Here is a 17949-nt window from a genome sequence, read left to right as displayed (position 1 = left end):
GCTGGAGAGCGCGGACACCCTGGTGATCCCTCCGTTCACCTGCGGCCCCGCGGAGGAGAGGAACTGGCTGCCCGAGGAGCTGTCCTCGGCGCTCGCCCGCGTCCGGCCCGGGGCCAGGATCGTGTCGATCTGCAGCGCGTCGTACGTGCTGGCCGCGGCCGGCCTGCTCGACGAGCGCCCCGCGACCACGCACTGGAACGAGGCCGATCATTTCCAGCGGATGTTCCCGCGGGTCAAGGTCGATGCGGCGGTGCTGTTCGTCGACGACGGCAGGGTGCTCACCGCGGCCGGGGTGGCCGCAGGGGTCGACCTGTGCCTGCACATCCTGCGCCGCGACCACGGCAGCGAGGTCGCCAACCGGGTGGCGCGGCTCTGCGTCGTGCCGCCATGGCGCGAGGGCGGCCAGGCCCAGTTCATCGAACGCCCCTTGCCCGAGCTGTCAGCCTCGGGCACGTCGGCGACCAGGGCATGGGCGCTCGAACGGCTCGGCGAGCCCATCATGCTGCCCGAACTGGCCGAGCACGCCCGCATGAGCGTCCGCACCTTCTCGCGCCGCTTCCGTGAAGAGGTGGGCATGACCCCGCTGCAGTGGCTCACCCAGCAGCGCGTCCGGCACGCCCGGCGGCTGCTGGAGACCACGGACCTGTCCGTGGACCGCGTGGCGGCCGAGGCGGGGCTGGGCAGCGGCGCCTCGCTGCGCCAGCACCTGGCCGCCGCGGTCGGCGTCTCGCCCACGGCCTACCGCCACACCTTCCGCGCCAAGGACCACCGGGCCGTGTAGGGCTCAGCGCTTGCGAACGAGCGTCACGCCGTCGCGCACCGGCAGCATCACGGACTCGACCCGGTCGTCGCCGAGGACGATCTCGTTCATGCGCCGCATCGCCACCTGGTTGTCCTCCTGGAATGCCGGGTCGAAGACGCGCCCGCCCTGGAACACGTTGTCGAGGACGATCAGGCCACCCGTGGTCAGCCGCGGGACGATCTCCTCGTAGTAGGCCGGGTAGTTCACCTTGTCGGCGTCGATGAAGGCGAAGTCGAAGGCGGGCTCGGCGGGGAGCGCGCGCAGCGTGTCGAGCGCGGGGCCGATCCTCAGGTCGACGCGGTCGGCCACGCCCGCGCGCCGCCAGTACGGCAGGGCGATGGACGTCCACTCCTCGCTCACGTCGCAGGCGAGCAGGAGGCCGTCGGCCGGGAGCGCGCGGGCGATGCAGAGGGCCGAGTAACCGGTGAACACGCCGACCTCGATCGCGCGGCGCGCGCCGATCATCCTGACCAGCATGGTCAGCAGCGCGCCCTCGTCATGCGAGATCTGCATCCCCGCCGCGTCACCGGTCGCCTCGCGCGTCGCGTTCACCAGGTCCCGCAGCAGTTCGTCGGCCGGCGTGCAATGGGTGAGCACGTAGTCCTCGACGACCGGGTCGATGATCTGCATGTCGTCGCCGCGCAGGGGCGCCGTCCATTCGACGCGGAGCTCCTCCCGCGTGGCGAAGCGCAGCAGGTGGCGGGTGACGACGTCCTGGACGCCGGCCAGCGCCTCCGTGTCGGCCGCCGTGGCGATCAGGCGCAGGTGGTCGCCGGCCGGGGCGAGCACGCAGCCACCGTGGCGGAGGGTGACCGTCCCCCTGCCGTCGCTCGACAGCTCGGTGGTCGCCTTGTTCCCCAGGTTTGAGACCAGTTGCTTGATGTAGCGCTCGGGGCGCTCGGTCGGGACGTGCGCGGTCGAGGAGGGCATCGGAAATCCTTCGGCTGGACGACGAGGAAGCGTCGACAATATTCGACACTTAAGAGGTGTTTGTCAAAACGTCGAGATTCCTCGACACTTTTCTTGTGAACGACCGGCCGACCGACGACGAGCAGCTGACGTTGCGTACGTCCGCGCAGTTCAAGGCGCTCGGGCATCCCGTACGGCAGCGCATGATGAACGTGCTGCGTCAGCGGCCCGCGACGCTGGCGGAGCTGGCCTCGGCGCTGGGATCGGCCAAGGGCACGATCGCCTATCACGTCCGCGTCCTGCGGGAGGCAGGGCTCGTTCGCCTGGCCTACACCCGGCAGGTGCGCGGTGGCACCGAGCAGTACTTCACCAGGGCCGCCGGCGTCATCAGGCTCGCCTCTGAGATGGGCGCCGAGTTCCTCCTCAAGGAGGCCATGGCCGAGATGCTGCCGGTCCGCCAGGACCAGGGGCACACCGTGCTGCAGCACCTCTGGCTCACCCCCGAGGAGGCCGGCGCGCTGGTGACACGGATCAAGGAGTTCGCCGCCGCGCAGCGCGAGAACGACGACCGCCGGGGCGAGCCCTACGGCCTGCTGCTCAGCCTCTACCCTGCGGACATCCCCGCGCTACCCTCGGCTCCCGAGCCGGGCGCTCCATGACCGCCCGAGGGCGTGCTCAGAGCCCGAGCACCTCGCGCTCCACGTGGTCCAGGGCCAGCCGTACCCCGCCCAGCGCGACGCTCTCGTCGCCGAACGTGGAGGTCACGACCTCGGGCACGCTGAGGCACAGGTCGTCCAGATGGCGGCGGAGCGGGGCGAGCAGCACCTCGCCCGCGCGCGCGTAGCCGCCGCCGATCACCACCATGTCGGGATCGATGGCGAGCACGAGCGCCGAGGTGCCCACCGCGAGGTTCCACGCGAAGCCGTCGACCGCGTCCACCGCCGACTCCTCGCCCGCGCCCGCGGCGGCGAACACCTCGTCGGGCCTGCCCTTCTCCGTCAGCGCGCGGCCCGCGTCCTCCCAGCCGACCTGACGAAGGGCGCCGATCTCGCCGGCGCCGCCGCCGCGCCCGCGGTGCACCCTGCCGCCGATGACGATGCCGGCGCCCGCCCTGCGCCCGGCGAGCACGTAGACGATGTCCTGGGCGTGCTGGGCGCTGCCGCACCAGTGCTCGGCCAGCGCGGCCAGGTTCGCGTCGTTGTCGGCCAGGCCCTTGCATCCGAACCAGCGACCCGCGTGCGCGGCCAGGTCGACGCCGGTCCAGCCGGGCAGCACCAGGGAGAGCGTGACGCGGCCCGTCCTGTCGACGATGCCGACCGTTCCCGCCGCCACCGCCCAGACGCGCGATCTGGCGATGCCGTACCCGTCGGCGCAGGCCAGGGCGGTGCGTTCGGCCGCGGCCAGCCGCTCGGGCGCGCCCGCGGCGTCCTCGACGACGGTCCGCTCGGAGGCGACCACCCGCCCGTTGAGGTCGGCGAGGGAGGCGAGGATCTTGTTGGCTCCGACGTCGACGCCCATCACGTAGCCCGCGTCGGCACGGAAGCCGAAGCGCCGCGCCGGCCTGCCCATGACGCCGCCGTCGGGCGGGATCTCCCTGACCCAGCCACGCTCGCCCAGTTCGTCGAGCACCGCCTCGACGGTCTGCCTGGACAGCCCGGTGATGCGGCCGAGTTTGGTCAGTGTGGCCACGCCCTCACTCCGCAGCGCACGCAGCGTGGCCTGGGTGTTGACCTTGCGTACCAGAGACGCGTCCCCCAGCACTTATGAGACCTACTCTCGTAACTGCCCCATTGACGTCCAACGGCCAGGATTCTAGCATCAGCCGACATACGTAAGCCGGTTACATAAGTGGAGGAAAGATGGTGACTCTCGCCGTCGTCGGCGCGGGTTCTCGGGGGACCTCCTATGCCCGCCACGCCATCGCGTCCGGCCGGGCCGAGGTGGTCGCGGTGGCCGATCCGCTGGCCGTACGGCGGGACAGATTCCCCGAGGCGACGCCGTACACCGACTGGCGGGCACTGGCCGCGCTCCCCCGCCAGGCGGACGCGGTCATCATCGCCACGCAGGACGCCGACCACGTCGAACCCGCGGAGCGCTTCGCCGAACGCGGCTACGACATCCTGCTGGAGAAGCCGATGGCGGTCTCGGAGAAGGACTGCCACCGGATCGTGGCCGCGGCCGAGCGGCACGACGCCGTCTTCGCCGTATGCCACGTCATGCGTTACACCTCCTACACCAGGACGTTGAAGTCGCTGCTCGACGCGGGCCGGATCGGCGAGATCGTCAGCGTGCAGCACCTGGAGCCGGTCGGCTGGTGGCACCAGGCGCACTCCTACGTCCGCGGCAACTGGCGCAGGGCCGACCAGTCGACGTTCATGCTGCTCGCCAAGTCCAGCCACGACCTCGACTGGCTGGTGCACATCACCGGCAGGTCGGTCACCAGGGTGTCGTCGTTCGGCGGGCTGCACCACTTCCGGCCCGAGAACAAGCCCGAAGGAGCCGCAGGCCGCTGCCTGGACTGCGCGGTCGAGGCGGACTGCCCGTACTCCGCTCTGCGTATCTACCTGCCACTCGCCGGGCAGGACGTGTGGCCGGTGTCCGTGCTGTCCGAGGACGTCTCCGAGCGGGGGCTGCTCGAGGCGCTCAGGACCGGCCCCTACGGCAGGTGCGTCTACGACTGCGACAACGACGTGGTCGACCACCAGGTCGTGAACATGGAGTTCGAGGGCGGCGCCACCGCGTCGTTCACGATGACCGGCTTCACCCCCGCCGCGCACCGGCAGACCCGCATCTTCGGCACCCGCGGCTCGGTCGAGGGCGACGGAGAGCGCCTGACCATCCACGACTTCGTCACCCGCGAGGTCGAGACCGTGGACACCCGGCCCATGGGCGACTCCACGGCCGCCGGTGGGCACGGCGGCGGCGACCAGGGGCTCGTCGACGCGTTCCTCACCGCGGTCGCCACCAGGGACCGCTCCCCCATTCTCTCCTCGCCCGGCGAGAGCCTGCACAGCCATCTGATCGCCTGGGCGGCCGAGAGGTCACGTCTCAACGGCGAGACCGTCACTCTGGAAGGAACAACCCCCCATGCACGGTAAGCAGATCGCGGCCGTCCTGGCCCTGGGCATGAGCCTGGTGGCCTGCGGATCCTCGACCCCCACCGCGGAGGAAAGCGCGGAGTCCGGCGGCGGCGACCGAGGGCCGATCACGTTCGCCAGCGGCAAGTTCGAGGCCGAGGCCACCCAGAAGATCGTCGACGCCTGGAACGCCAAGCACCCTGACCAGAAGGTGACCTCCAACCTGCTCCCCGAGAGCGCCGACGAGCAGCGCCGCAAGCTCATCCAGAACGCCCAGACCAAGTCGGACTCGTTCGACGTGATCCTCATCGACGCCGTGTGGACCAGCGAGTTCGCGGCGAACCGGTGGGCCGAGGAGCTGACGGGACCGCGCTTCGACGTGACCGGGTTCCTCCCGCCGTCCATCGAGACCGGCAAGTACCGCGACAAGCTCTACGCGATGCCGCTGTTCACCGGCACCGGCCTGCTGTACTACCGCAAGGACCTGGTGGAGCAGCCGCCCAAGACGTGGGCCGAGATGAAGAAGATCTGCGACGAGGTCCTGCCCGAGCAGAAGGGCATGAGCTGCTACGGCGGGCAGTTCGACAAGTACGAGGGCCTGACGGTGAACTTCGCCGAGGCGGTCAACTCGGCCGGCGGCCAGTTCCTCGACTCGGCGGGACAACCCCAGGTCACCAGCGACGCGGCCAAGCAGGGCGCGCAGTTCCTCGCCGACGGCTTCAAGAGCGGGCTGATCCCCAAGGAGGCCATCACGTTCAAGGAGGAGGAGGGCAGGGTCGCCTTCCAGGAGGGAAAGCTCCTCTTCTACCGCAACTGGGCCTACATGTACGAGGCCGCGAACAAGACCGACGGCTCCAGCAAGGTCAACGGCAAGTTCGACGTGGCGCCCATTCCCGGGCTGTCCGGCCCCGGCGCGGGCACGCTCGGCGGCAACAACCTGGCGGTCTCGGCCTTCTCCAAGCACAAGGAGACGGCCAGGGACTTCATCGCGTTCGTCACCTCGGCCGAGCAGGAGAAGGCGTTCGCGCTGATCAACTCCACGCCGATGGCCCGCGCCTCGCTGTACGAGGACCCCGACCTGATCAAGAAGTACCCGTACCTGCCCGCGCTCAAGGAGGGCATCCTGGCGGCCAAGCCGCGCCCCGCCGCGGTCAAGTACGGCGACGTGACCGCGGCCATCCAGGAGTCCGCCTACGCGATCGTCTCCGGCGCCAAGCCCGCCGACCAGGCCCTGACCGAGCTGCAGTCCGCGCTGGCTCCGCTGCTCAAGTAACCGCCATCCGGTACGGCACGCCGTACGGACCGAGGGAGGTAGCAGGACGGTGGTCACGCTGACCGAGAACCCGCGCCCGGTGACCACCGGGTCCGGCAGGCGGCGAAGGGGGGCGGGGGCGCGCGGCCACTCGTGGCTGGCTGCGGCCATGCTCTCGCCCACGCTGATCGTGCTCGCGCTGGTGGTGTTCTATCCGCTGGTGGCGGCCATGCGCGAGTCGTTCTACACCAGCGGCGAGACGCTGGACGCCGACGGTTTCGTGGTGGAGGGCGAGCAGTTCTCCGGGCTGGCCAACTACGCGGGCGTGGTGGGCGAGCGGTTCATGAACGCCGCCTTCAACACCACGCTGTTCACCGTGGTCACCGTCACGCTCGAGGTCGTGCTCGGAGTGGCGATGGCGCTGGTCATGAACAGGGCCTTCCGCGGGCGGGCGTTCCTGCGGGCCAGCATCCTCATCCCGTGGGCGGTGCCGACCGCGGTGTCGGGGCTCATGTGGAAGTGGATCTTCCAGGCGGACGGCGTGGCCAACGCGCTCCTCGGCACGGAGATCCTGTGGACCGCCGAGGGCGTCCACGCCAAGTTCGCGGTGATCATCGCGGACGTATGGAAGACGGCCCCGTTCGTCGGCCTGCTGGTGCTGGCCGGGTTGCAGATCATCCCGCACGAGGTGTACGAGGCGGCCAGGGTGGACGGGGCCTCGCCCAGGCAGACGTTCTGGCGGATCACGCTGCCGCTGGTCAGGCCCGCTCTGCTGGTGGCGGTGCTGTTCCGCCTGATGGACGCGCTGCGCATCTTCGACCTGCCGTACGTCCTGATCGGCCCGCGCAAGCACTCGGTGGAGACGCTGTCCGGGCTGATCTGGGACGAGGCGACCAGGGTGCACTACGGGCCCGCCTCGGCGTACGGCACGGCCCTGTTCCTGTACATCGCGGTGATCGCGTTCGTGTTCGTCAGGCTGCTGGGCGCGGACCTGCTGAGCGACGTGCGCGGCCGCGGGAAGGAGGCCGTGAATGCTGCGTAGGACCGGCATGATCGGCATCGCGCTCTACTGCCTGGTGCCGTTCTACTGGATGGTGGTGTCGAGCTTCCGCCGCACCGCCGACATGTACGACAAGACCCCCGTCCCCGTGCCGTGGTCCGTCGAGTCGTACCAGGCCGTCTTCGAGGAGGGCGTCGGGTTCGGCCGGTCGCTCGTCAACAGCCTGATCGTCGCAGGGGTGACGACCGCGGTCACGCTGCTCGTCGGCACCCTCGCGGCCTACGCGCTGGCCAGGCTGACGTTCCGCTTCAAGAACCTCATCCTGGCGCTGATCATCGCGGTGTCCATGTTCCCCGGGGCGCTGCTGATCGTGCCGCTGCTGAAGCTGTTCACGGCGATCGGGTGGATCAACACCTACCAGGCGATGATCGCGCCGTCGATGTCGTTCGCGCTGCCGCTGACCGTGTGGAACCTCACCACGTTCTTCCGGCAGCTGCCGTTCGAGCTGGAGCAGGCGGCCATGATCGACGGTTGCACGCCGTTCACCGCCTTCCGGCGGGTGATGCTCCCGCTGGCGGCGCCCGGGATCTTCACGACGGCGATCCTGGCGTTCATCGCGACGTGGAACGAGTTCATCATCGCGGTCACCATGATCAACGACCCGGCGACGCAGACGGCGACCGTCCGCATCGCCCAGTTCACCGGCGCCGCCAAGTACGACACCCCGTTCGGGACGCAGATGGCGGCCGGCGTCCTCGTCACGATCCCCCTGGTGCTCCTGGTCCTGTTCTTCCAGCGCCGCATCGTCACGGGACTGACGGCGGGCGCGCTGAAGTAGCGCTCGTCGCCTGCGGAGGCAGGCGGGAAGGGGTGAGGCAGTACGATTCCCGGCATGCGCGATCTTGGGGCCTTAGTCGCCTCCCTCGTGGTGGGCGCCGGACTCGTCGGCGTCCCCCTTCCCGCCTCCGCCGCGACGACCCCGGTGACCTGTTCGGCCGTCGTGCCCGTCTACGCCGTCGACAGCGGCGGCAAGCTTCGCTGGTACGGTCACCGCCAGGGCGCCTCCGGCACTGACGCCTGGGCCGACGGCAGCGGCAGAGAGATCGGCCACGGCTGGAACACGCTCACGAAGGTGTTCTCCGGCGGCGCCGGCGTGATCTACGCCATCGACAGGGACGGCGACCTGAAGTGGTACCGCCACCTCGCCCCCTCCACCGGCGAGGAGGGCTGGGCTCCGGGAAAGCGGACGGTCATCGGCACCGGCTGGCACGACATCGTGGACGCGGTCTCCACGGGCTCGGGTGTCATCTACACCCTGGACAGGTCGGGTGACCTGCGCTGGTACCGCCATTTGTCCCCCACCACGGGCGCCGAAGGCTGGGCGGCCGGCAGCGGCAAGGTCATCCGTTCCGGATGGACGGCCGTCACCCGCCTGATGACCGGCAGGGACGGCACGCTGTACGGCGTCAACACCAAGGGGTACGTCCGCTGGTACCGCCACACCGACCCCCGCGGCGGCGGAACGGCCTTCGGCGAGGGCACCGGGCTCGTCGTCGGCGAGGGCTGGGACGGCTACCGCAGCATGTCGGCCGCCGGCGGCGGGGTCATGTACGGCCTGGACCTCACCGGCCGGCTGTGGTGGGAGCGCCACGCCGACCCGCTCGCGGGCGCCCCCGTCTGGCAGGCCCGCAGGACCGCCAGAACCGGCCTGGCCGGCCTCACCTCCGTCTTCGCCGACGCCACGGCCTGCGCGGCGAACACCTCCTTCTCCGGCTACGCCGCGGGCAGGCAGGGACAGACTCTCGCCTACCGGAACGGGCGCGTGCGGGCCGCGTTCACCGTGGGGGCGCGGACCGCGCTGACGTTCGGCGACCTCCGCACCCTGACCGAGGCGAACAGCAAGGCGAGCGTGGCCACCAGGGCCCGGGTGTCGCTGCTGCCCGCGCCGTGGGCGCTCGGGGCGCCGTGGGCCGGCGAATGGCTGGATCGTCCGCGCGACGCCGGCGAGGAGGACCTGCTGGCGATCGCCACGCAGTACCTCGCGCAGGCTCCCGACAGAACCAAGGACGGCCTGCGCTACGCGGGAGACGCCGACTACGGGCCGCTCCTGGCGGACGGGACCCGGCAGGAGGGGTCGGACTTCAACGACTATCTCGGCGTCCCCTGGTCCTACCCCGGCAAGACCGACGCGCCTGAGGCGAAGCAGAAGGGCGCCCTGGACTGCTCAGGATTCGTCCGCATGGTCTTCGGGTACCGCGGCGGGCTGCCGCTGGGCGTCGAGGGCGCGATGCCCGCGGGGGCGCTGCCGCGCCGCGCGGTCGAGATGGCCGAGGACACGGCCCCTGGGGTGACGGTCATCGACGGCAAGGGCGCCAAGCCTGCCTCGTACGCCGACCTGCAGCCTGGCGACCTGCTGTTCTGGGACGGCTCGTCCGATGACGGCACGGCCATCGACCACGTAGGCGTCTACCTGGGCATCGACTCCACGGGCAGGCACAGGTTCGTCTCCAGCCGCAAGTCCGTCAACGGGCCGACGCTCGCCGACGTCGGCGGCCCGTCGACGCTCGACGGCGAGATGCTGTACGACAGGTCCTGGCGTAAGGCCCGCCGCATCTGACCTCGGCTGTCAACTCCCTTGCAAGTGAATTGAAAGGGATTAACAAGCAGAATCGAGTACAAAGCGGGCATATGACTGCGTGGTTCTCGGATCGCCGGTACGGGAGGTCAGGCCGGCCGCCCACCGCGTTCGAGGCCGCCCGATCGATATCGGAGAAAGTGGATGACAACACACGCCACTCCCGCCGAAACCTTCAGCGGCCGCCGGGCCGTACTCCCATCCGTCCTGGCCGACTCCCGGCGGTCGCGACCGCCCGCGCCGCCGTTACCGGCAGGTCCCGCAGGCTGAAGGCCGCCCGCGAAACCGCGGGCGGCCGGGGGAATCGCCTGTCCGCGCAGGACAGCTCACCACGGGGAGACATATGCCCACACCCGACACCCATGCGAAGCCCGGAAACGGACGCCGGCTCACCGCCGCCGCGGCGCTCGCGCTCGTCCTCGCCTCCGGCGCGGCGGCGGTCACCGCCGGCACGGCCGACGCCTCAGTCGCCAGGCCGGGACCGTCGCCAGGGCTCAGCCACAACCACAACGAGACCGTGCTGGTCCGAGACTGACCGCGCGGCACGGAGGACAGCATGTCCGCACACGAGAAGAAGCCGGGAGCCGAGACCGGACGGCGGCTTGCCGCCGGACTGCTCACGCTCCTGCTGGCCTCCGGCGCGGCAGCGGCCACCACCGCCGCGGCCGACGCCGCGGCGAAGCCCAGGCCCGACAACCGGCTGAGTCTCAACCACAACGAGACCATCCTGATCCACGCCTGAAAGCACGAAACCGATGGAATCCGAGCAGGACATCGTCCACGCCCTGGCCGAAGCAGTGCGGCACAGGAGCGAGGGGAACTATTCCGCCGCGCTGGAGCACGCCGTCCAGGCGCGCCTCCTGCTGACCGGAAGCGGATCGGCGACCGAAGCCGACACGGCCGAGGCGCTGGCCGCGGTCCTGCTCATGGAAGGCGGCCTGCGCCGGCACCTCGGTGACCTGCCGCAGGCCGCGACGACCCTGAACGAGGCGCTCACCCTGAGCGAGCGAGCAGGCGCCACCATCGAGGGGGCCCGGCTGACGCTGTCCGTTCTGGGCGAACTCGCCGCCGTCCACCGCACCGACGGCGACTACGACCAGGCCGAACGGCTCCTGCGCGCGGCCATCGCCCGGGCCAGGCGACTTCCGGGGCCCGAGCCGCCCGAACTGGCCAGCCTGCTCAACGAACTGGCCGTCACGTTCAAGTACTCCGGCCGCTTTCCCGAGGCCGAACAGCTCTACCATCAGGTCCTCGAACTCCTGGAGCGGGCGCTGCTCCCGCACCAACTGGACCTGGCCGCCGTCCACCACAACCTGGGCGGGCTCGCTCACGCCAGAGGCGACTTCGCCGCCGCCGAACCGCATGCCCGCCGTTCGCTGGCGTTGAGCGAGCGCGCCCTCGGCGCCGATCACCCTGTCACCGCCGCCGACCGTGCCGCCCTGGCCGCGATCCTGGACGCCCTCGGCCGGCACGAGGAAGCGGAGGCGCTGTTGATCCAGGCGCTGAAGGTCTTCACCCGCGTCTACGGTGACGACCACCCCGAGGTCGCCGTCACCTGCAACAACCTGGCCGCGATCGCCTACCGGCGCGGCGACCTGGCCAGAGCAGAGCAGCTCTACCGGCGATCCCTGGCCGTCAAGGGACACACGCTCGGCTCGGTGCATCCCGAGCTGGCTCCCACGCTCAACAATCTGGCCCTGCTGAAGGAGGACCAGGGCGACAGGGCGGAGGCCGCGGCGCTGTACCACCGCGCCCTGGCGATCCTGGAGGGCGCGGTCTCGCCCGACCACCCGGTGCTGGCCACCTGCCGCGCCAACTACGCCGCGCTTCAGGGCGCGCGGCGCGGCCGCGACTCCTGACCGGCCGCCCACCGGTCGCCCACCACCGGCCGGTTCACCCCCGCACGGGCATCACGCGGGTCACCTGCTCGCGTGCTCGGGACGTCGTCGTCCATCACGATCACCAGCTTGCCGCGGGCAGCGGCATGTTCCTCCAGGCGATCACGTGGTGGCTGGAGAGCGGCAGGCGAACCTGGCGTCACCAGCCGATCGAGATCGTCCAGGTGGGGTGGGCCCACAGAGATGTCTAGAGGATTACTACAAATGATCCCGAGATAATCACCGCAAATAGCGACGTTCCGGACGTGCCTTTTGGTAGAAACGCACTTTGATCGTGGTTGGCACGTGAAGAAGGCGAGGCAGGAGCGGCATGACTCGGACCATCGGCAGGATCCCTCGGCTGCCACCGGAGAGCGGTCTCAACATCGCGATCCTGGCCATGGCCGCCGACATCTCCGGTACGCGGGAGGGGGCGGAGATGCTCGCCGAGTGTGCGGAGACGCTGCTCGCGAACGGTTCTCGCGCGGAGGCGCTCGACTGGTTCTCGCGCATCGTGGAGGGCGGCGAGCCCGAGCTCGCCCCACACGCGGCCCTGCGCATCGGCGACGTGCTGGTCGACGAGGATCTGGAGGCCGCCCAGGCCGCCTGGCGTTACGCCACCGACCATGGCACCAAGCGAGTCGGGAAGGCCGGGCGCGACAACATGAAGGTCCTCGCCCGGCACGACATCACCCCTCGCAAGACCCCGGCCACCGCCGAGGAGGTGGTCGGCCGCGCGGCGCTCGGACGCGGCCGGCTGTGGGTGGCCGAAGGGGATCTGGACGCTGCCGCCGAGGCGTTCGGGCAGGCCTCGGACTCCCCGATCCTGGAGGTGGCGGCGGAAGGGCTCTCCTACCTGGGCTCGACGCTCTCCATGGCGGGTGAGCACGAACGTGCCGTGCCCGTGCTCGAACGCGCGATCGCCACCGGACATCGGAGGTACGGGCCCATGGCGGCGCTCGACCTGTCCTCGATTCTCAGCGCCCGGGGCCAGGCCGGCCGCGCGGTCGCCGTGCTGAGACAGGCACAGCACGGGGAGGGCTGGGCCGCGGCCATGGCCGCGGTCAACGTCGGGGTGCTGCTCGCCCGCGAGCTGGGCGATCTCGAAGCCGGCATCGCCGAGCTGCGCCAGGTCTCCCACAGCCCGGACCCGCTGGCGGCCGCGGGCGGGCTGTTCAACCTCGCCACCCTGCTGGAGGAGAACGGGGACGCCGACGGCGCGCGGCAGGCCTACCAGGACGCCGCGGACCTGCGGCAGCCGATGTTCAGCGGCAAGTCCGCCGTGAACCTCGGTGTCCTGCTGACCAGGGAGACCGACTTCAGGGGCGCCGAGGCCGCCTGGCTGCTCGCGCTCCAGATCGGCACCCCCGAGGACCGGGCCAGGGCCCAGGATTCGCTCGAGCAGCTCAGCCTGCTCGGCGACCTGGACCAGGCGCGCAGCACGGTGGAGGGGGTGGATCTGAACGATCCCGACCTGGTGGGTACGGCTGCGCTCCAGGCCGCCGAGCACTTCCTCGCACAAGGGGACATCGGGGCGGCGGTGCGCTCGTACGAGCGGGCCATGGACACCGGCCATCCCCTGCACGCGGCGTGGGGAGCCGCCCTGGTCGGGCTCATGTTCTCGTACGAGCACGGCTCGCGGGGCGCGGAGATCGGGATCGGCCGGCTGGGCGAGGTGGGACTCGGCCCGCTGGAGGCGAGGGCGTGGTTCTTCCACGGGGTGCTGGTGATGCGGCGCGGCGATCTGGCGGGCGCCGAGTCCGCCTGGCGGCGGGTGGCGCGGACGGCTCGTGACGCCTACCCCGCGGCGACCTGCCTGCTGTGGGCGGTGCACCGGGACCCGTCGCAGGCGGAGGCGTCGTTCCACTGGGTGCTCGAACTGGCCGGGGACCTCACGGAGGACGTCGTCCAGGCGGTGCTCCAGCTCGGGCGGGCACGCGCCGAACAGGGTGACCGCGCGGCGGCCCGCGAGGCGTACGAGCTGTGCCACCGCCTCGCGGGCCGGTCCGGGGACGCCACGCTGATGGAGCAGGTCAGGACCGCCATGGGCTCGACCTGACCGGCACCCGCGCGGGCCCGTCACGGCTGTCGGCGGTGCCGTTACCACGGTGCCGATCCGAAGGCGGACACACCCGCCGCCCGCCGTCCCCGAGCTGCCCGGCTACCCTCCCGCGGGGTGGCCGGTCTCGGCCGCCTCTCTGCCCAGGGCCTCCCACAGCAGGTTCAGCGGATGATCGGGCCCGTACCGCTCGCGCTCGCCCTTCCTGGTGAACACCGCCGAGACCATCTCCAGCTTGGGCTCGACGTCGTGCGTCAGCTCGACGACGCGCAGTGCCGTGCCGTCCGCCGCCTCGACCGCACGGCGGCCGAGCGTGCGGGTCACGATCATGCAGCCCTTGGCCAGCCGCGCCCTCAGGAGCGCGACGCCGTACTGGAGATCCTCGATCTCGGCCACGATGTTCAGCCGGTCACGGAACGCGGGACCGAACCAGCGCGCAAGGAAGTCGGCGATCAGCCCGCTCACGGGCACGATCAGCGGCAGTCCGCCGAGTGCGCTGGTGGCGACCGCGTCACCGGGCAGGTCGGCCTCCGGAAGGTTGGTCAGCAGGACGGGGCTGCCGCGGCGCCATTCGATGCTGTCGTACTTGCCGTGGCTGGCGTGGTCACCGACCGGCGTGACGACGCTGCCGCACAGCAGGTCCACCTGCCCCTCGTCCAGGCGGGACCAGAAATCCCTGGTGCGGACGTGCACGAGCCGGAATTCGACGCCACGGCGCGCGAATTCGTCCGCGAGCGTTTCCCAGGCACGGGCGAGAATCCATAGCGTGAATTCCGTCGTGCCCACCGTGAGCGTTTTCCCGATGCGCCGCCGAGATTCGTGAAGGTCGTCCATCGAGCGCGCGAGCACCGCTCGCGCGCCCTCGACGAGGATCTCGCCGGTGGGGGTGAAAACGAAGTCCTTCCCTCTGCCGCGCTTGCTCACCAATACCTCGCCGCACAACGACTGGAAATTGCGGTTGAGCGTGTCGAGCTGTTTCTGGACGCTGGACTGCTCCCTGCCGAGAAGCCGTGCCGCCTGCAGCGCCGACCCCGTCCGCCGAACGACGATCAACGTCCGGAGCTGGTCCAACGTGGTGTCGAGCAGCGCGGGCGGGCAACTCAGGAGTTCGGCCATCGGGTCGGCCGGCGGCACCAGTTCGGGAAGCGGCGCTGACATGTGCGGCTCACATCCTCACTTTCGTGTTGCACGGAAAGTCCCGTGGAAACTGATCCCAGTTCCCGCCGAACTTATCCGAAGATTCTTTCGACTTCCGATGGACATCGGTGATCGAAACATAGAGCATTGCTTCTCGCCCCCGCCGGGATTCATCTCGAAAGCGGGCCGCCCGCGCCGTCCGGTGCGCCGGGCATTTCAGCATGACAATCGTCTCTGACCAGGAGTGATCATGGCATCATCGCACGCGTATACAGCCGCGCCGCAACACGGCGGCCGGCCGCCGGCGAGACCGGCGACGCTGAGGGCGGCCGCGGCCCTCTTCGCGCTCGCGGCGCTCGCGGGCATCGGCAACCTCGTCGTCGCGCTGACCGGCGGCAGGGAGCTGCTGCGCGGCCTGATCGACGAAGTGATCAAGAGGGAGCTGGGCGGCTCCGCGGACGCCGCGAGCCTTGGGGAGACGCTGATCGCGGCGGCCCTGGACGACGCCTACTCCACGCTCACCGCGCGGACCTCGATCATGGCGTTCGTCGGAGTGACGTTCCTGTTCTTCGGGGCGTTCGTCTGGGCGCGAAGAAACTGGGCACGGATCGCGGTCATCCCGTTCGCCCTCATCGGCCTCGGCATCTGGTTGCTGGACCTCACCGACGACGTCCCGACGATCCTGCGCTTCCTGGACGGTGTCGGCGTGGCGGCCACGGTCGCGGCACTGGTCCTGATGTGGCTCGGCCCCTCCAACCGCGCCGTCAGGGCGCGCAAGGAGGGGCGGAACTGACCCGGGCGTCGCCGCCCGGGGGATGCCCTCACGCGACCCAGTGCGGTCGCCGGGAAGCGGGTGACGGCGATGGGCCGTCGGCGAGAGCGGTGGCCATCCGGCGCACGGCCTCGCGCAGGGTGTCCGGCGGCATGGTGTAGGGGATGCGCAGACGCTGTTCGAAGATGCCGGGGTCGGTGGCGAAGTAGGCGCCGCCCTCGATCCGCACGCCGTAGTCCAGCGCGCGCTCGGCCAGCGCCGAGGCGATGGGCTCGCCCAGGTCGACCCACAGCGAAAGGCCGCCGGGCGGCGGTCGCCAGGTCCAGTCAGGCAGGTGCTCGTTCAGGGCGGCGGCCAGGGCGGCGCGCTGCTCGCGCAGGTGTTCCAGGCGAGGCGGCACCAGCTCTCCGGCCCTGGCCAGCAGGGTGAGGGCCAGCAGCTGATCCAGGACCGAGCCGCCCATGTCGGTGGCGACCCGCTGCCCGGCGAGTTCGGTGACCAGGCGTGCGGGGGCGCGCAGCCAGCCGATGCGCAACCCCGCCCAGTGGGTCTTGCTCATCGACCCGATGGTGATGATCTGGCCGCTCCCGCGAGGCGTGGCGTGGGAGGCGAGAGGCGGCGGGGCGGGGACGTCGAGGGCGAGTTCGGCCAGCGTCTCGTCGACGACGAGCCACGTGCCGGAGCGTTGCGCGGCTCGCAGGAGACGGGCGCGCTCCTGCTGGGGCATGAGGCAACCGGTCGGGTTGTGGAAGTCGGGGATCAGGTACGCGAGGCGGGGCACCGCCTGGCGCAGGGTCGACTCGATGATCTCGATGTCCCAGCCGGTGTCGGTCACCGGGACGGACACGGTGCGCAGCCGCGCTCTGCGCATGGCGTCCAAAGCGTTCGGATAGGACGGATTCTCGGCCATGACGCGGTCCCCGGGGCGGCACAGCAGCGCCAGGACCAGCGTGAACGCGTGCTGGGCGCCGGAGGTCACCAGGATCTGTTCGGGCACGGTGGCAAGGCCGCGCCGGCTGAAGCGCTCGGCGACGGCGGCGCGCAGGTCGGGCAGGCCGTACGGGTGGTAGCCGGGGGTGTTCGCGTGCTCCGAGAGGTGCGGGGCGACGGTCGCGAGAGCGTCCGCCAGCGCCTGCCCGGGCAGTCCGGGGGCTGCCCTGGCCAGGTCGATCGCGATGTCCTCCGGGCCGAGGAGCCGGGTGACGCCGGTGGTCCCGCGGCCTTCCGGCAGGTCCGTCCAGGTGCCCGAACCCTGGCGGCTGTGTGCGAACCCGCGCTCGCGCAGCAGGTCGTACACGGCGGTGATCGTGGCCCTGCTCGTGTTCAGGACGATCGCCAGTTCCCGCTCGGCGGGCAGCCGTACGTGCAGCGCGATCCGTCCGTCCAGGATCAGCGCGCTGATCGCCTCCGCCAGGTGGCGATAGGCGGGCCGCGCTCCGGCGAGGTCGGGCAGCATGGCGGCGAGCTGCCGGCTGCCCAGGGCCCGATCGCCGCGTTCCAGCGGGTTCGAGTCGGCCATACCAACCATTCCCCTGAGATTGGCCATGTCTTCTGAGCCAATCACTCTACAGACTCGCCTCATTGGCCTTGAAGTCAGACGAACCCCTGGAGGCGAGCGGTATGGAGCAGGAGATCACCGACGGTGACGGGCACCGGCTGGAGCGCCGCCGTCGGGCACGTGTCACGGCTCGGCCGGCCCCTCGCTCCACCCCCTCCCCTCCCCCGCTCACCTACGTCCGCCTCACCGAACGTCCACTGCGACGTCTCCCCCAGCTGTTCATCGGCCTCGCCCTCTACGGGTTCAGCCTCTCGGTCATGGTGCGGGCCTCGCTCGGTGTCAACCCGTGGAGCGTCCTGTACGAGGGGCTGGAACGCCACACGCCCCTGAGCTTCGGCACGATCAGCGCGGTCATCGGCGTCGTGGTGCTGCTGCTGTGGATCCCGCTCAGGCAGGCACCGACGTTCGGCACCGTCGCGAACATCGCCGTCCTGGCGTGCTCGTCCGACCTGGGCCTCCTGCTCATCCCCCAGGACCTCGGGCTCCCCGCCCGGGCCGGTCTGCTCGCCGGGGGGATCCTCCTCAACGGGCTGTCCGTCGCCGTCTACGTCGGCGCGCGCTTCGGCCCAGGTCCCAGGGACGGCTTGATGACGGGCGCGTCCGCCGCCACAGGGCACTCCATCCGGCTCGTCCGTACCTGGATCGAGCTCACCGTGCTCGCGATGGGCTGGCTGCTCGGCGGGACCGTGGGAGTCGGCACCGTGCTGTACGCACTCGCGGTCGGCCCGATCACCCAGTTCTTCATGCCCTGGTTCGCGTACCGCGACGCCGCCGACCGCGCCGGCGGGCAGCCCTCGCCCGACGAACCCCGCGCCGGCTCCCATCCCCTACCCTGACGCCGGGCCCACGTCGCCGGAGATCGCGAAGGCGT

Annotated in this window: 17 protein-coding genes; 13 read left to right on the top strand and 4 right to left on the bottom strand. The window is 70.8% G+C overall.

Annotated features, from left to right (window positions below; translation table 11 throughout):
* Window position 1 precedes the first annotated feature (1 nt).
* Window positions 2-781, top strand: a complete 780-nt coding sequence (locus AC3EO4_RS27255) for a GlxA family transcriptional regulator (protein WP_431898560.1) — start codon at window positions 2-4, stop codon at window positions 779-781.
* A 3-nt stretch (window positions 782-784) separates the two neighbouring features.
* Here the strand turns inward: AC3EO4_RS27255 and AC3EO4_RS27250 are convergent, their stop codons facing one another.
* Window positions 785-1732: a DUF2218 domain-containing protein gene (locus tag AC3EO4_RS27250; protein ID WP_431898455.1), complete on the bottom strand. Its 948-nt coding sequence runs from the start codon at window positions 1730-1732 to the stop codon at window positions 785-787.
* 95 nt (window positions 1733-1827) lie between these two features.
* On the opposite strand from AC3EO4_RS27250, the gene AC3EO4_RS27245 reads away from it, so the two are divergent.
* Window positions 1828-2370 (top strand): ArsR/SmtB family transcription factor, encoded by a 543-nt coding sequence (locus AC3EO4_RS27245; RefSeq protein ID WP_431898454.1) that lies wholly within the window; start codon window positions 1828-1830, stop codon window positions 2368-2370.
* Between the two features lie 16 nt (window positions 2371-2386).
* Here the strand turns inward: AC3EO4_RS27245 and AC3EO4_RS27240 are convergent, their stop codons facing one another.
* Complete coding sequence (locus AC3EO4_RS27240) at window positions 2387-3472, bottom strand: ROK family transcriptional regulator (protein ID WP_379575802.1); 1086 nt, start codon at window positions 3470-3472, stop codon at window positions 2387-2389.
* 98 nt (window positions 3473-3570) lie between these two features.
* On the opposite strand from AC3EO4_RS27240, the gene AC3EO4_RS27235 reads away from it, so the two are divergent.
* The 9 genes from AC3EO4_RS27235 (at window position 3571) to AC3EO4_RS27195 (ending at window position 13611) form a co-directional block, all read left to right on the top strand.
* On the top strand, window positions 3571-4809 hold the full coding sequence (locus tag AC3EO4_RS27235) for a Gfo/Idh/MocA family protein (RefSeq protein ID WP_431898453.1): 1239 nt from the start codon (window positions 3571-3573) through the stop codon (window positions 4807-4809).
* Window positions 4799-6061 (top strand): ABC transporter substrate-binding protein, encoded by a 1263-nt coding sequence (locus AC3EO4_RS27230; RefSeq protein ID WP_431898452.1) that lies wholly within the window; start codon window positions 4799-4801, stop codon window positions 6059-6061. Before AC3EO4_RS27235 ends, AC3EO4_RS27230 begins: the two co-directional genes overlap by 11 nt.
* A 49-nt stretch (window positions 6062-6110) precedes the next feature.
* Complete coding sequence (locus tag AC3EO4_RS27225) at window positions 6111-7082, top strand: carbohydrate ABC transporter permease (protein WP_431898451.1); 972 nt, start codon at window positions 6111-6113, stop codon at window positions 7080-7082.
* The gene (locus tag AC3EO4_RS27220) at window positions 7072-7878 is read left to right on the top strand and encodes a carbohydrate ABC transporter permease (protein ID WP_431898450.1); all 807 of its coding nucleotides are present in this window, start codon (window positions 7072-7074) and stop codon (window positions 7876-7878) included. Before AC3EO4_RS27225 ends, AC3EO4_RS27220 begins: the two co-directional genes overlap by 11 nt.
* Before the next feature lie 54 nt (window positions 7879-7932).
* The gene (locus tag AC3EO4_RS27215; RefSeq protein ID WP_431898449.1) at window positions 7933-9657 is read left to right on the top strand and encodes a tachylectin-related carbohydrate-binding protein; all 1725 of its coding nucleotides are present in this window, start codon (window positions 7933-7935) and stop codon (window positions 9655-9657) included.
* Between the two features lie 361 nt (window positions 9658-10018).
* Window positions 10019-10210, top strand: a complete 192-nt coding sequence (locus AC3EO4_RS27210; protein ID WP_379575796.1) for a hypothetical protein — start codon at window positions 10019-10021, stop codon at window positions 10208-10210.
* 21 nt (window positions 10211-10231) lie between these two features.
* Window positions 10232-10417: a hypothetical protein gene (locus AC3EO4_RS27205; RefSeq protein ID WP_431898448.1), complete on the top strand. Its 186-nt coding sequence runs from the start codon at window positions 10232-10234 to the stop codon at window positions 10415-10417.
* A 13-nt stretch (window positions 10418-10430) separates the two neighbouring features.
* Window positions 10431-11534, top strand: coding sequence for a tetratricopeptide repeat protein (locus AC3EO4_RS27200; RefSeq protein WP_379575794.1), 1104 nt, complete (start codon window positions 10431-10433; stop codon window positions 11532-11534).
* 349 nt (window positions 11535-11883) lie between these two features.
* The gene (locus AC3EO4_RS27195) at window positions 11884-13611 is read left to right on the top strand and encodes a tetratricopeptide repeat protein (protein ID WP_431898447.1); all 1728 of its coding nucleotides are present in this window, start codon (window positions 11884-11886) and stop codon (window positions 13609-13611) included.
* A 102-nt stretch (window positions 13612-13713) separates the two neighbouring features.
* On the opposite strand, the gene AC3EO4_RS27190 is transcribed toward AC3EO4_RS27195, so the two are convergent.
* Entirely contained in the window at window positions 13714-14769 is a 1056-nt protein-coding gene (locus AC3EO4_RS27190) for a LysR family transcriptional regulator (RefSeq protein WP_431898446.1), read from the bottom strand.
* A gap of 229 nt (window positions 14770-14998) precedes the next feature.
* On the opposite strand from AC3EO4_RS27190, the gene AC3EO4_RS27185 reads away from it, so the two are divergent.
* Window positions 14999-15541, top strand: a complete 543-nt coding sequence (locus AC3EO4_RS27185; protein WP_431898445.1) for a hypothetical protein — start codon at window positions 14999-15001, stop codon at window positions 15539-15541.
* Window positions 15542-15569: 28 nt separating this feature from the next.
* Here AC3EO4_RS27185 and yczR read toward each other — a convergent pair whose 3' ends face one another.
* Complete coding sequence (yczR, locus tag AC3EO4_RS27180; RefSeq protein WP_431898444.1) at window positions 15570-17039, bottom strand: MocR-like transcription factor YczR; 1470 nt, start codon at window positions 17037-17039, stop codon at window positions 15570-15572.
* A gap of 62 nt (window positions 17040-17101) precedes the next feature.
* On the opposite strand from yczR, the gene yczE reads away from it, so the two are divergent.
* On the top strand, window positions 17102-17914 hold the full coding sequence (gene yczE / locus AC3EO4_RS27175; protein ID WP_431898443.1) for a membrane protein YczE: 813 nt from the start codon (window positions 17102-17104) through the stop codon (window positions 17912-17914).
* Window positions 17915-17949: the final 35 nt, after the last annotated feature.

Source organism: Nonomuraea sp. bgisy101 (assembly GCF_057708945.1).
Note: the sequence above shows the minus strand (reverse complement) of the source record. Positions and strands in the feature narration are given on the sequence as shown.

Coding starts and splice junctions, on each gene's coding strand:
- AC3EO4_RS27210 (WP_379575796.1), top strand. CDS start 10,019: ATGCCCACACCCGACACCCATGCGAAGCCCGGAAACGGACGCCGGCTC.
- AC3EO4_RS27200 (WP_379575794.1), top strand. CDS start 10,431: ATGGAATCCGAGCAGGACATCGTCCACGCCCTGGCCGAAGCAGTGCGG.
- AC3EO4_RS27215 (WP_431898449.1), top strand. CDS start 7,933: ATGCGCGATCTTGGGGCCTTAGTCGCCTCCCTCGTGGTGGGCGCCGGA.
- yczR (WP_431898444.1), bottom strand. CDS start 17,039: ATGGCCGACTCGAACCCGCTGGAACGCGGCGATCGGGCCCTGGGCAGC.
- AC3EO4_RS27235 (WP_431898453.1), top strand. CDS start 3,571: ATGGTGACTCTCGCCGTCGTCGGCGCGGGTTCTCGGGGGACCTCCTAT.
- AC3EO4_RS27250 (WP_431898455.1), bottom strand. CDS start 1,732: ATGCCCTCCTCGACCGCGCACGTCCCGACCGAGCGCCCCGAGCGCTAC.
- AC3EO4_RS27195 (WP_431898447.1), top strand. CDS start 11,884: ATGACTCGGACCATCGGCAGGATCCCTCGGCTGCCACCGGAGAGCGGT.
- AC3EO4_RS27190 (WP_431898446.1), bottom strand. CDS start 14,769: ATGTCAGCGCCGCTTCCCGAACTGGTGCCGCCGGCCGACCCGATGGCC.
- AC3EO4_RS27220 (WP_431898450.1), top strand. CDS start 7,072: ATGCTGCGTAGGACCGGCATGATCGGCATCGCGCTCTACTGCCTGGTG.
- AC3EO4_RS27185 (WP_431898445.1), top strand. CDS start 14,999: ATGGCATCATCGCACGCGTATACAGCCGCGCCGCAACACGGCGGCCGG.
- AC3EO4_RS27205 (WP_431898448.1), top strand. CDS start 10,232: ATGTCCGCACACGAGAAGAAGCCGGGAGCCGAGACCGGACGGCGGCTT.
- AC3EO4_RS27230 (WP_431898452.1), top strand. CDS start 4,799: ATGCACGGTAAGCAGATCGCGGCCGTCCTGGCCCTGGGCATGAGCCTG.